14 protein-coding genes are annotated in these 12,302 nt (G+C 61.8%); 9 read left to right on the top strand and 5 right to left on the bottom strand.

From position 1 onward, the window contains the following. Window positions 1-175: 175 nt before the first annotated feature. Both ATH90_RS02970 and ATH90_RS02965 read right to left on the bottom strand, forming a co-directional pair. Window positions 176-475 (bottom strand): PsiF family protein, encoded by a 300-nt coding sequence (locus tag ATH90_RS02970; RefSeq protein ID WP_017849707.1) that lies wholly within the window; start codon window positions 473-475, stop codon window positions 176-178. Between the two features lie 71 nt (window positions 476-546). Further along, entirely contained in the window at window positions 547-1,335 is a 789-nt protein-coding gene (locus ATH90_RS02965) for an AraC family transcriptional regulator (protein ID WP_069021493.1), read from the bottom strand. A 97-nt stretch (window positions 1,336-1,432) separates the two neighbouring features. Between ATH90_RS02965 and ATH90_RS02960 the strand changes: the two genes are divergently transcribed. Then, window positions 1,433-2,320, top strand: a complete 888-nt coding sequence (locus ATH90_RS02960; protein WP_098465672.1) for a DMT family transporter — start codon at window positions 1,433-1,435, stop codon at window positions 2,318-2,320. A 113-nt stretch (window positions 2,321-2,433) separates the two neighbouring features. On the opposite strand, the gene ATH90_RS02955 is transcribed toward ATH90_RS02960, so the two are convergent. Continuing rightward, a complete protein-coding gene (locus ATH90_RS02955) occupies window positions 2,434-3,324 on the bottom strand; it encodes an esterase/lipase family protein (RefSeq protein ID WP_034105635.1) in 891 nt (296 codons plus the stop codon). Window positions 3,325-3,495: 171 nt separating this feature from the next. Here ATH90_RS02955 and ATH90_RS02950 point away from each other — a divergent pair, with 171 nt between their 5' ends. Next, complete coding sequence (locus tag ATH90_RS02950) at window positions 3,496-4,026, top strand: ferritin-like domain-containing protein (protein ID WP_034105637.1); 531 nt, start codon at window positions 3,496-3,498, stop codon at window positions 4,024-4,026. A gap of 132 nt (window positions 4,027-4,158) precedes the next feature. Here the strand turns inward: ATH90_RS02950 and ATH90_RS02945 are convergent, their stop codons facing one another. Then, window positions 4,159-6,228, bottom strand: a complete 2,070-nt coding sequence (locus tag ATH90_RS02945) for an AsmA family protein (protein ID WP_034105639.1) — start codon at window positions 6,226-6,228, stop codon at window positions 4,159-4,161. 359 nt (window positions 6,229-6,587) lie between these two features. On the opposite strand from ATH90_RS02945, the gene ATH90_RS02940 reads away from it, so the two are divergent. Then, a complete protein-coding gene (locus ATH90_RS02940; RefSeq protein ID WP_069021499.1) occupies window positions 6,588-7,037 on the top strand; it encodes a hypothetical protein in 450 nt (149 codons plus the stop codon). 153 nt (window positions 7,038-7,190) lie between these two features. Beyond that, window positions 7,191-7,823 carry a TetR family transcriptional regulator gene (locus ATH90_RS02935; protein ID WP_012721951.1) on the top strand — a complete coding sequence of 211 codons (633 nt, stop codon included), beginning with the start codon at window positions 7,191-7,193 and terminating at the stop codon, window positions 7,821-7,823. 5 nt (window positions 7,824-7,828) lie between these two features. Here ATH90_RS02935 and ATH90_RS02930 read toward each other — a convergent pair whose 3' ends face one another. Next, window positions 7,829-8,326, bottom strand: coding sequence for a C40 family peptidase (locus ATH90_RS02930; RefSeq protein ID WP_098465671.1), 498 nt, complete (start codon window positions 8,324-8,326; stop codon window positions 7,829-7,831). Between the two features lie 277 nt (window positions 8,327-8,603). Here ATH90_RS02930 and ureE point away from each other — a divergent pair, with 277 nt between their 5' ends. The 5 genes from ureE to ATH90_RS02905 all read left to right on the top strand — a co-directional run bounded on the left by ureE (window position 8,604) and on the right by ATH90_RS02905 (window position 12,292). Then, the gene (ureE, locus tag ATH90_RS02925) at window positions 8,604-9,104 is read left to right on the top strand and encodes an urease accessory protein UreE (RefSeq protein ID WP_098465670.1); all 501 of its coding nucleotides are present in this window, start codon (window positions 8,604-8,606) and stop codon (window positions 9,102-9,104) included. Continuing rightward, window positions 9,101-9,775 carry an urease accessory protein UreF gene (locus ATH90_RS02920; protein WP_098465669.1) on the top strand — a complete coding sequence of 225 codons (675 nt, stop codon included), beginning with the start codon at window positions 9,101-9,103 and terminating at the stop codon, window positions 9,773-9,775. The genes ureE and ATH90_RS02920 overlap by 4 nt, the downstream gene beginning before the upstream one ends. Window positions 9,776-9,798: 23 nt before the next feature. Then, complete coding sequence (ureG, locus tag ATH90_RS02915) at window positions 9,799-10,413, top strand: urease accessory protein UreG (protein ID WP_065874333.1); 615 nt, start codon at window positions 9,799-9,801, stop codon at window positions 10,411-10,413. A 22-nt stretch (window positions 10,414-10,435) separates the two neighbouring features. Beyond that, on the top strand, window positions 10,436-11,008 hold the full coding sequence (locus ATH90_RS02910) for a HupE/UreJ family protein (protein ID WP_098465668.1): 573 nt from the start codon (window positions 10,436-10,438) through the stop codon (window positions 11,006-11,008). Window positions 11,009-11,182: 174 nt separating this feature from the next. After that, window positions 11,183-12,292, top strand: a complete 1,110-nt coding sequence (locus ATH90_RS02905) for an AGE family epimerase/isomerase (RefSeq protein ID WP_069021505.1) — start codon at window positions 11,183-11,185, stop codon at window positions 12,290-12,292. The last annotated feature ends 10 nt before the right edge of the window (window positions 12,293-12,302 follow it).

Here is a 12,302-nt window from a genome sequence, read left to right as displayed (position 1 = left end):
GGGCAGTCTGCCAGCCTTGAGGGAATCAAGCGAGAGGTCAGGGTGCTAATGCGATCAAGTGGGGGAGCTGGCGTGCCTGCGATGCAGGCGCCCCGGTGTATCAGTCAAACCGAGGTGATGCATTGGCAGGCAAGCCGGCTCCCACATTTGATCTTCAGTGCCCGTGAATTCGTGGTTAACCTTTCAGGCAGGTGCTCATGAAGGTTTTGCGCGCATCACCGGTCAGCGCCTTGGTTTTCGCTGACGCATTGCAATCCTTCATTTTCTGCTGCTGGGGTGTCAGGGTCTTGGCGTCATTGGCCGCCGGGGCCGACAGGCAGGTCTTCATGAAGGCCTTGCGCTCGTCCCCCTTGAGCGTCTTGGTAGTGGCTTCGGCATTGCAGGTGGTCATTTTGTTTTGCTGGGCGGTGGCGGCAAAACCTTGGGAACACAACAGCAGGCCCATCATCAACAGCGGAATGCGCAGCATCTTCATGGAGTTTTCTCCCTGTTACCGTACCGGGGGGCACGGCCTACCCAGCAGTGTAGTCAAAGCTTGTTACATCTTCATCGACCACGGATATGTGTTCGACGGTACTGCTCGGGGGTACAGCCCGCTTGGCGCTGGAACATGGCAATGAACGCCGAGGCGGTGCTGTAGCCCAGGTCGAACGCCACATGTTGCACGCTGCGCTCGCTGTCGAGGGCTTCGATGGCCGCCAGGTAGCGCAGGCGCTGGCGCCATTCTCCGAAGCTCATGCCCAGTTCCCGGACAAACTGGCGCGCCAGGGTGCGTTCGCTCACATGCACCTGCTCGGCCCAGTGCGCCAGCGGGCGATTGTCGCCGGGGTCTGCCTGCATGCCCTCCAGCACACCGAGCAGGCCAGGGTGACGGGCGTAGGGGAGGAAGCACTCGTGGATCGGCGCCTGCCTCAGTTGGTCCACCAGCACCTGGGCCAGGCGAATATCAGGCTCGGTCTGCGGCCTGTTCACGTCACGCTGGGCGAAATCGCTGAGAATGGCCTTGAGGATGTCGCTGATGGCCAGCGTGCAAGGCCGCTGCGGCAGTTGCTCGCAGAGTTCCGGTGCCAACCCGACCGAGTGGTAGACGATCGCCTCGGCATTGTAGGAGCTGTGCTCGGTATGGGGCGGCACCCACACCGCGTATTGCGGCGGTGACATGAAGCGGCTGCCGGCCACTTCCATGCGCATCACGCCGCTGGCTGAGTAATCCAGCGAGCCCCAGCAATGCTGGTGCGGCGTGCACTCGGTGTCCGGTGCGAAATCCGAGTAGCGAAAATACACCGGGCTCGGCAGCCGGGGGAAATCCGCAAGGCGTACGTTGTGCTTGGCCATGTTGTCTGGATACAAAGGTCGTTTGTCTGGATCGCAGTATAAGCTTCGATCCAGACAATGGATAATCCTGCCTCATCAACACACCTGGTTACTTTCGATGCAATACGCTTATCCCTTGCTGGCCATTTTTATCTGGGCCGGCAACACCGTCGTCAACAAGCTGGCCGTGGGCTCGATCTTCCCGGCGGAGATCGGCTTTTACCGCTGGCTGCTGGCGGCGCTGCTGTTCACGCCGTTCATGATCAAGCCGGTGATCGCCAACTGGGCGTCGATCCGCCCGAACCTGGGCAAGGTGTTCATCCTCGGCGTGCTGGGCATGGCGGTCTACCAGAGCCTGGCGTACTACGCCGCGACACTGACCAGCGCCACCAACATGGGCATCATCCTGTCGCTGATGCCGTTGATGGCGTTGACGGCGGCCATCATCAGTCTCGGCCAGCGCCTGACCTACGGTGCCCTGACCGGCGCGGTGCTGTCGTTCGCCGGCGTGGTCGTGGTGGTGTCGGCCGGCAGCCTCGGCGCGCTGCTGCAACATGGGGTCAACCTGGGTGACGGCATGATGCTGGTCGCGACCCTGGCGTATGCGGTCTACAGCACCTTGCTGAAAAAATGGCAGTTGCGCCTGCCGCCGCTGGTGCTGCTGTACTTGCAGGTGCTGGTGGCCGTGGTGGTGCTGTTTCCGCTGTTCCTGTTCTCGGCGAAGGCTGGCCTGGGCTGGGCCAACGTCCCGCTGGTGCTGTATGCGTGCCTGCTGGCTTCGATGTTGGCGCCGCTGGCGTGGATGCATTCGGTAAAGAGCTTGGGCCCGAGCCGCACCACGTTGTTTTTCAACCTGCTGCCACTGATCACCGCGCTGATTGCTGCCGTGGTGTTGAAGGAAAAACTGGCGCTGTATCACCTGGTGGGCGGCCTCCTGACCTTGGGCGGGGTGGTCTTGTCGGAGCGCTGGACCACCCCATTTAGTCGGAAAGCCAGCGTCGCCTGAACAACCACCATCGCGGGCAAGCCCGACTCCCACAGGGGACCCAGCCGCCAGGACGAACTCGGTCAACTGTGGGAGCTGGGTTGCCTGCGAAAAACGATAACGCGGCCTCCCGACTACACCCCGGCAGCCTTTAGCCGCTGCGCATGCTCGACAAACAGCCTGATCGGCTCGGCCCCCTTGCCCACCAGGCCCATGGACTGGTTGACGATATCGAAGTGATCCAGGGCGTAGTCATCGCCAATCACCACCCCCAGGTGTGAGCTGTAGCGCCCGACCATGCCGTCGCACTGGCCCTTTTCCCGCACAAAGCGGCGGGCGAACACGCGGCAGCTGCGATTCGTGCCGTCGAAGAGGTTGCGGCCACGGTCGGTGATGCCCGGCTGCAAGGTGCCGGACCACGAGTAATAGCGCACGCCGTTGACCACTTCCGCGCCGTGCCCGCCCCATGTCTGCGGCAAACCCTGTGGATAGTGCTGATTGAACAGCGCCACACCGGCGCTGGTCAGCGAATGGTGGGATGCCTGCAAATCCGCCTTGAAGCGCGGCCCGCGATAACCGGTTTCCATCACGCCCATGACCCAGGCGACCAGATGAAACAGCGCGCTCATGATCCGGCCCTTGGCACCGTCGACGGGGTAATGCAGGTGTATATGGTCGGCCAGTTCGGACCCATGGTTCGGCCCGGCCACCGAGGTCACCGACGCCACCCAGTCCGGGCGCTTGGCCGCCGCATACCGCGCGGTGAGCGCGCCCTGGCTATGACCGATCAAGTTGACCTTGTCGGCCCCGGTTTCGCGGCGAATGCGTTCGATCTGCACCAGCAATTGCTCCCCCCGCACCTCACTGGAGTCCAGTGGCGCCACCTGCACGGGAAACACCTGTGCCCCACCCGCCCGCAGCGCCGGGACGATGCCATACCAGTACGGGAACACTCCCAGGCGCACGAAACCGAGCATGCCGGGCACTAAAACCAGGGGGTAACGCGTGACCAACGACTGCGGCATGAACCGGGCATCCTCTCAATCTGATCCTTAAAGCCTAGCCCAGCCTCAAGTCCGGCTCATGACGCCGCTGGAAAATCCGATAAAACTTTTTGCGCTGCCCGGGACTCACAACTAGGAGCGATCACGCCGGCAGAGCGTGGCGCAAAACCGGATTAGCCCCAGGAGATTGAGATGACTGAAGCAAACTTGACTGACGTTGCGACCCTGCGCAGCCGCGCCCGCCAGAACGTCGAAAACGGTGCAGTGACCGAAGGCTACGATGCCGACCGCGAAGAGATCATTCGCCTGCTTAACGCCTCGCTGGCCACCGAACTGGTCTGCGTACTGCGCTACAAGCGCCACTACTTCATGGCCAGCGGCGTCAAGGCGCAGATCGCCGCCGAGGAATTCCTGGAGCACGCCACCCAGGAAGCCGAACACGCCGACAAACTCGCCGAGCGTATCGTGCAATTGGGCGGTGAGCCGGAGTTCAACCCGGACCTGCTGTCGAAGAACTCCCACGCTCAGTACGTGGCAGGCAACTCGTTGAAGGAGATGGTCTACGAAGACCTGGTGGCCGAGCGCATTGCGGTGGACAGCTACCGCGAAATCATTCAGTACATCGGTGACAAAGACCCGACCACTCGCCGCCTCTTCGAAGAAATCCTGGCCCAGGAAGAAGAGCATGCCGACGATATGGCCGACATTCTAGAAAGCCTGTAAGCCCGCTACACGCACTGCCCATGTGGGAGGGGGCTTGCCCCCGATAGCGGTAAATCAGTCGACCTCTCAATTGACTGATCCAGCGCTATCGGGAGCAAGCCCCCTCTCCTATTTGTCTGTATAAAAGGTCGCTTAACCTTTCACGGTTTTCGGCGCCTTGCCTTCCTTCATCTGTTGCAGCAACGGTGCGCACTCGTTCGGCTCGCCGCCGCTCGGAGCAACCAGTGCCAGCAGCCCGGCAGCCGGCCCGGCGATCACACCCAATGCCACCATGCCGGCGCCACGCAGCGCCAGGGGAATGGCTTTGACCCCGGCGTTCGGTTTGATGAACGGCCCGTTGACGTACAACGGTGAGCGCAGGGAGAACAGGCGGAAGCCTTTCGATTCCGGGGTGATGGTCAGGTCCAACTGCTCCGTGGCCATGTTCGCGGTGCCATCGATGTAGATGATGGCGTTCTCGGTATCGAACACGAACAACCGCGACGTCGCCAGGCCAGTCTTGATACCGAAGTCCGCCGCCGCGCAGTTGATCTTCACTTCCTTGTCACCAAACAGGCGACCCACCACGTAGTTGCCCACGTTGAGCCCGGCGATTTCCATCAGGCCACGGCTGATGGCGCCGTCGTTGATCAGCATCTTCAGGTCACCATTGGAGGTGCCCAGCAGCGCCGCCACGGAATTACCGCGCCCGGAAATGTCGGCATCGCCGTTGAGCTCACCGAAGCTGGTCTTCATCGGTTCGAAGGTCGGGAACAGCTGCTTGAGCTTGAAGTTACGCGCGGTGAGTTTGGCGCGGCCTTCCATCGGAACGGTGCGGCCGTTCAGGCGAATCTGCGCGTCCAGCTTGCCACCGGCCACGCCGAAGCGCAGGGGCTCGAGGCTCAGCTCGCCGTCGTTGAGCACCAAGTGGGTGTAGAGGTCGGTGAACGGCAGCTCCGCACTGTGCACGATGCGCTTGCCGGTGAACTCCACGTCAGCATCCATGACACGCCAGCGTTCGGTGCGGAACTCCTCCACCGGCAACACCTTGGTGGCCGGCTGTTTGCTGTCCCCGCCCCGGGCTTTTTGCTTGGCATTGGAGTCGGCGCCGATCAGCGGCGCAAGGTCGGTCATCAGTAGTTGGTTGGACACCAGCGCACCGCTGAGCTTGGGCCGTGGCTGGCTGGCGACGTAGGCGAGGTTGCCGTGGATATCGCTGTTACCGATCTTGCCGTTGAAATTCTCATAGCGGAACGACGCACCGTTGGCTTCGTGCAGCTTGGCGATCAAGTGACCATCGGTGGAGTAGGCCGGCGAATCAGGCAAGGTCACGCCGGTCAGTGGGTAAAGGTTGCCCAGGCTGGAACCGGCGAGTTTCAGGCGCAGGTCGAGGGCCCCCAGGTTGAGTGGATCCGTGAGGGTGCCGGCGAGGGCGATGCTGGTGTCAGCGATCTTGACCTGGGCTTGCAACGGGAACGGCTTGGCCGCGTCCTGCAGGGCCAGCAGGCCGCCGATCTTGCCGCTGCCATCGAGTTTCTGGCCGTGGTACTGGCCTTTGACCTTGAGGCCGAACGCGTAGTCCTGGGGTGCCGAGCCTTTTTCCAACGCCTTCTTGGCATCGGCGTCGCCGACGATTTCGCCGAACGGAATAGGCTTGCCCAGCGGATCGATGATCACATCGAGCTGAGTCTTGAGGGTTTGGTCGTCGAGGGTCACGTGCCCCTTGTCGAAGCCGATGGCACCGATGTCCACCACCCAGTTGGAAGGCTCGGCGCTAGGGTCCTTGGGGTCGAACTTGAACGTCCAGTTGGCGCGCCCGTCTGCCAGGCGCTGCAATTGAGCACTCGGCTCGGTGAGGTCGATGCGCGGAATCACCACGCGCTGCACCAGCAGCGCCAGGAGTGAAATGCGCAATTCGACCTTTTTGAGCGTGACCATTTGCGGGTTTTTCGACCAATCGGGGTTACCCAGGGTCAGGTCTTCGGCAATCACGTGGGGCCACGGCACCCAGGCGCGCCACCCGCCTTCATCGGGCTCACGCGCCCACACCACCGCCAGGTTGCCGTTGATGGCGAAGGGTCGATGCAGTTCTTCGGAAACCTTGGCATTGAGCGGCGGCTTGATGCGGTTCCAGTCAAAGAACACCAGGACCACCACCACGATGGCGATTAACAGAACGAAGCTGGCGCAGCTCCAAGCGATGATTTTACGAGTGCGCGTCATTGCACAGGACTCCTGAATACGACTGGCTGGGTGACAGCCTCTAAGGACAGCTTATAGAACTACGACTGGCAAACGGCTCGGGGGTTTAACCCAATCCCGGATTTGCCCGGAAAAACCTCGATTGCTGACCACTCCGACAGATTCCCACGGCGATGGCGCACCAATGTTACCCATGCGCGTGTCGAAAATACCCACACCGGTGCAAAACCGCGTGCTTGAGAGGCCCGTTCTAGAGCCTCCGCCTAGAACAATCAATTCTGTTGATTATTACCATTGTGTTTATGAACTTTTATATCGACTTATCGAGAGTAGCATTAGCCCTGTACCCACTTTATCGCCCTCCCAAGGAGCAACCCATCATGAAACGCCAAGTACTCGCTACCGTCCTGTTATCCATCCTGGCTTCCAGTGCCTTTGCCCTGCCAGCCTCCGAACAGGCCACCCCACAAGTCAAAGCCGACGCCGTTCACTTCAGCCAGACCGTCGCTCGTAGCGGTTCGCAAGAAGAAGAGAACCGTGACTACGCCAAGGGCGTCGCTGAAAACGGTTCGGAACAAGCCAACAAACGCGCCTACACCGAAGGCCTGACCGAAAACGGTCGCAACCGCCTGGAACAAAAAGGTCTGGTTGAAGGCGGTGCTGATCGCCTGCTGGAACGCAACGCGGTGGCCGAAGGTGGCCGTGATCGTCTGGAACAGAAAGGCCTGGTTGAAGGCGGTGCTGAGCAAGCCAACAAACGCGCCTACGCCGAAGGTGTTGCCGAAGGCGGTGCAGACCGTCTGCAAGAACTGCATCAAGCACAGAGCTAACCCCGTGGTGGCCCATAAAAAAGCCCGATCCGCCGATCGGGCTTTTGACTTTTTGTAGACCCTGTCACGCATGCCCTCCCCGCCAAGTTCGACGCCAGCAAAGCTGTTTTGCTAGAGTGCATCGCTGTACTTGCCGACAAAGCCCGCCCGCCAATGCTGCCCCGCGCCGAACAGAAGCAACAGACCCGCCTCGCCCTGATGGATGCAGCCCGCCATCTGATGGAGTGTGGCCGTGGGTTTGGCAGCCTGAGCCTGCGCGAAGTGGCGAAGACCGCCGGCATCGTGCCCACCGGTTTCTATCGTCATTTTGCCGACATGGACCAGCTTGGCCTCGTCCTGGTGAGTGAAGTGGGCCAGACCTTCCGCGCGACGATTCGCCTGGTGCGCCATAACGAATTCGTGATGGGCGGCATTATCGATGCCTCCGTACGGATCTTTCTCGATGTGGTGTCGGCCAACCGTTCACAATTCCTGTTCCTGGCCCGCGAGCAATATGGTGGCTGCCTGGCCGTGCGCCAAGCGATCGGCGCCTTGCGCGAAGACATCACCCGCGACTTGGCCGCCGACCTGACGCTGATGCCAAAGCTGCAGCACCTGGATCCCGAAGGCTTGCATGTGATGGCCGACCTGATCGTCAAAAGTGTGTTCGCCACCCTTCCCGATATTATCGATCCGCCTGCCCAGGCCCTGCCTGACCACCTCACGCCCCAGGCAAAAATCACCCAGCAATTGCGTTTTATCTTCATCGGCTTGAAGCACTGGCAAGGCCTGGGGAGCACCGAATAACGGCATCACCCAGCCGAGTGGAAACGCTTGGCCGTGGTGTAGTGCTTGTTCCAGTAACGGTTGCTCAACGAGTCGATGCGCACGCTCTTTCCCGTACGTGGCGAATGAATGAACTTGCCCTCACCGATATAAAGCCCCACATGGCTGACCTGGCCGCGTCCGTTGCCTTTGAAAAATACTGCATCACCGGGCTTGAGTGCCGTGCGTTTGATGGTCGCGGCGGTTGAACGGTGCATGGCGGCCGTGGTACGCGGTATCTGGATATTGGCTTCGGTCTTGAACAGATAGACCAGGAAGCTGCTGCAATCAAAGCCCTGGTCCGCCGAGGTGCCGCCCCACTTGTAAGGCGTACCCAGCAGCTCGTGGGCGCGGTCGATCACATCATCGATGGACGCTTCTTTCAGTGAGGCCGAAAACGAGGCCTGGGGCTGAAGATTGGCAGAGGCCGATGAACACACAAAAGACAGGCAGGCAATAATCAGATAGCAAAGTGGCTTGAACATGATGAACGTCGCAGTGGATTAAACACGGCGCACAGACTAATGATCTGGCAGGTAACCCGATGAACGCCTTTTCCTGACACCCTGTAGGGAAAATCCGAAAACGCACACCACGTGTGCAACAAGCAACACTTCGCACCACTTTGGCGCGCCCACGTCATTTCCTCTCGCCCTATTTAGTGGCGCCATCCCACATGACTACAGGCGATTCCTACTCCCCAACCAGGTTGGCAAGCCCCTTGCTCTAGCTGTTTCATCGCTCATAGCTGGAAGCTTCCTGATGCTGGTGATCCACCGCCGAATCGCCCCACAAGCCCTCTGGGCCGCCGAGCTGCTGCTGAATTTCGAAGCACGCAGCAAAAGCCGCCTGCGCTGTTTCAGTGCCGACGGTGAAGACGTCGGCCTTTTCCTGGAGCGTGGCCAGCCACCGCTGCACGATGGCGAATTCCTGCAAGCCGAAGACGGACGCGTCGTACGCGTATGCGCTCGACCTGAACAACTCTTACACGTGACGTGCACCAGTGCGTTCGAACTGACCCGCGCGGCCTATCACCTGGGCAACCGCCACGTCGCGTTGCAAGTGGGAGACGGCTGGTTGCGGCTGCTCGATGACTACGTGCTCAAGGCCATGCTCGAACAGTTGGGGGCGCAGACCGAGACCATCGAGGCGCCGTTCCAGCCGGAGCATGGTGCCTACGGTGGCGGGCACCATCACTCGCGCCATGGCGACGAAGACTTCAACTATCCGCCCAAGCTGCACCAGTTCGGCGTGCGTCTATGAACCCAGCCTGGGCGCTGCTGCGTCTGGCCAGTCCGCAATTGCCGATTGGCGGCTACAGCTATTCCCAAGGCCTGGAAATGGCGGTGGAGAACGGCCGCGTCGCTGACGCGGCCAGTGCGCGACGCTGGATCAGCGATCAGTTGCTGCTCAACCTTGCGCGTTTCGAGGCGCCGGTGCTGCTCGCGCATTGCCAGGCCGCACTGGATGCGGATTGGTCACGCCTGGCGCAGCTGTGTGAAGAACACCGTGCCAGCCGCGAGACTCGCGAGCTGTACCAGGAGAGCCGGCAGATGGGCTACTCCCTGCAACAACTGCTCAATGGCCTGCCCGAACTCGACGATCACGCCCGCGCATTTCTTCAACAGCGTGATGAACCCCATCTCGCCCTGGGCTGGGCCCTCGCCGCCCGCGCCTGGCGCATCAGTCCCGCCGACGCCCTCGCCGCCTGGCTGTGGAGCTGGCTGGAAAACCAATTGGCCGTGTTGATGAAAACCCTGCCCCTGGGCCAGCAAGCTGCCCAACGCCTGACCAGCGAACTGCTGCCCCTGCTGCAGCAAGCCCAGCAGGATGCCAGCCGCATCGACCCCAACCATTTCGGCAGCGCCGCGTTTGGCCTGTCCCTGGCGTGCATGGCCCATGAGCGCCAGTACAGCCGCCTGTTCCGTTCCTAGGGCTCTTAATTTTGGAGAAGCACATGAACTCACAACCCCTGCGCGTCGGCATCGGCGGCCCGGTGGGCTCCGGCAAGACCGCCCTGACCCTGGCCCTGTGCCTTGCGCTGCGCGATCGCTACAACCTGGCAGTGGTCACCAATGATATCTACACCCGTGAAGACGCCGACTTCCTGGTACGCAACCAGGCCCTGGCACCGGAGCGCATCATCGGCGTCGAAACCGGCGGCTGCCCGCACACGGCGATTCGTGAAGACGCCTCGATCAACCTGGAGGCCGTGGATCAACTCAACCGCCGTTTCCCCGGCCTGGACCTGATCCTGGTGGAATCCGGCGGCGACAACCTCTCGGCGACCTTCAGCCCGGAGTTGTCCGACTTGACCATCTACGTGATCGACGTGTCCGCCGGTGACAAGCTGCCGCGCAAGGGCGGGCCTGGTATTTGCAAATCCGACCTGCTGGTGATCAACAAAATCGACCTGGCACCGCTGGTCGGTGCTTCGCTGGAGCTGATGAACAGCGACACCCAACGCATGCGCAACGGTAAACCCTTTGTGTTCAGCAACCAGAAAACCGGTGTCGGCCTGGACGACATTGTTGCCTTCATCGAACGCCAAGGCCTGCTGACCGCCGCCTGATCAACCCATAAGGAACCTGTCCATGAGCCTCAAGAAACTCTTCACTGCTGCGGCCCTGCTGCTGGCCCCTGCGCTGGCCTTCGCTCACCCGGGCCACGGCGATAACGGCCTGGCTGCCGGCATCAGCCATCCCTTGGGCGGCATCGACCACCTGTTGGCCATGGTCGCGGTCGGCTTGTGGGCCGCCCAACAAAAAGGCGCCGCGCGCTGGGCACTGCCGTGCACCTTCGTAGGCACCATGTTGATCGGCGGCATGCTGGGCTTTGAAGGCCTGGCGTTGCCGGCACTGGAAAGCGGGATTGCGGCGTCGGTGCTGGCCTTGGGCTTGGCGGTGGCGCTGGCGGTGCGTCCACCGTTGTTCGTGGCGGTCGGGGCGACGGCCTTGTTTGCGCTGTTCCACGGCGTAGCCCATGGCCTGGAGCTGCCAGACATGTCCAGCCCTTGGGCCTACGCGGCAGGGTTTGTCGGGGCAACGGCGGCTCTGCATGCGGCCGGTTACGCGGTGGTGCGCTTCCTGCCGGCCGCGGCCGCGCCGTTGGTGCGGATTGCCGGGGCGGCTTCGGCGGCGACCGGGGCCTGGTTGCTCGCGGGCTGAGTTTTGTCGAGCGTGTAAGGCCTCATCGCAGGCAAGCCAGCTCCCACATTTCATCGGGTTTGCCCGTCAAAAATGTGGGAGCCGGGCTTGCCCGCGATGGCGGACTCAAAGCCACCACCCACCTCAAGCCTGATACCATGCGCGCCTACACCCCTGCCGTGACGACGCCAGCCAATGCCCAGCGCTTCCCAACCCGCCTTCAACACCGTGCTCACGCACTTCAACAGCCTGATCGTGCCACTCTGGCAGGGCCCAGGCTGGAATGCCGACCTGGCATTGCCCTATGAGGCGCTGGACGCCGATCACCAACCGCTGCCCCCACAACGCTACCGCGCCATGGCCTGCGCCCGGCAGCTGTACCTGTTCGCAAGCCTGATCGGCGAGCCCGGTGCAGCGTTTGCCGAAGAACGCGCTGCGGCATTGTTCCGCTCCCTGCAACGGCACTTCCACGACGCAGAGCATGGTGGCTGGTTCTACAGCATCGACCCGGCCGGCCAGCCGCTGGACACACGCAAAGACCTCTACACCCACGCGTTCATCATCTTCGCCTGTGCCCACTACTGGGCCAAGGTGCATGAGCCGCTGGTGGAGTCGGTGCTCAATGCGGCACTGGAAGTGGTCGCCAAGCGGTTCGCCACGGGCGACGGTCTGTATGAAGCAGTACTGGAGCGCAACTGGTCATCGCTTAATTCCGGCCCGCTGCAAAACCCATTGATGCACTTGGCCGAAGGTTTTCTCGCCACCCTCGCCGTGCGTGAAGACGCACAGGTACAGGCGGCCCTGCTGGCCTTGGCGAAGGCCATGCAGCAGCGCTTCATTGACCACCAGAGCGGCGTGATGATGGAAAAACCGCTGGGGGCTGTGGATAACTGGTTCGAGCCGGGTCACCAGTTCGAGTGGTTCTTTTTGCTGGAGTCCTCGGATGTTCTGCGCGGTACGCCGCTGCATGCGTCGCTGACGCGGGCTTTCGCCTACGCCGAGCTCAAGGGTGTGGATAACACCAGCGGTGCCGTCAGTGGCATGCTGGCGCTGGATGGCACCGTGCGCGACGGCACCCAACGAATCTGGGCCCAGGCCGAGTACCTGCGGGCACTGACCTTGCGGCCAGACAGCGAAGCCGTGCTGCAGCGCCAGTTGCTGGCGCTGCAGCAGCACTTCTTGCATGCAAAAGGCTGGAATGAATGCCTGGATGCCCAAGGCGTGGTGAGTCGACGGGATATGCCATCGACCACGCCGTACCATTTGGCGACGTGTTACCAGGGGCTCGCCCAGCATCTTGGCTGACATTCAGGGC

It is taken from the genome of Pseudomonas lurida, assembly GCF_002563895.1.
GTDB lineage: Bacteria > Pseudomonadota > Gammaproteobacteria > Pseudomonadales > Pseudomonadaceae > Aquipseudomonas > Aquipseudomonas lurida.
This window is presented reverse-complemented; position numbering and strand designations above follow the sequence as displayed.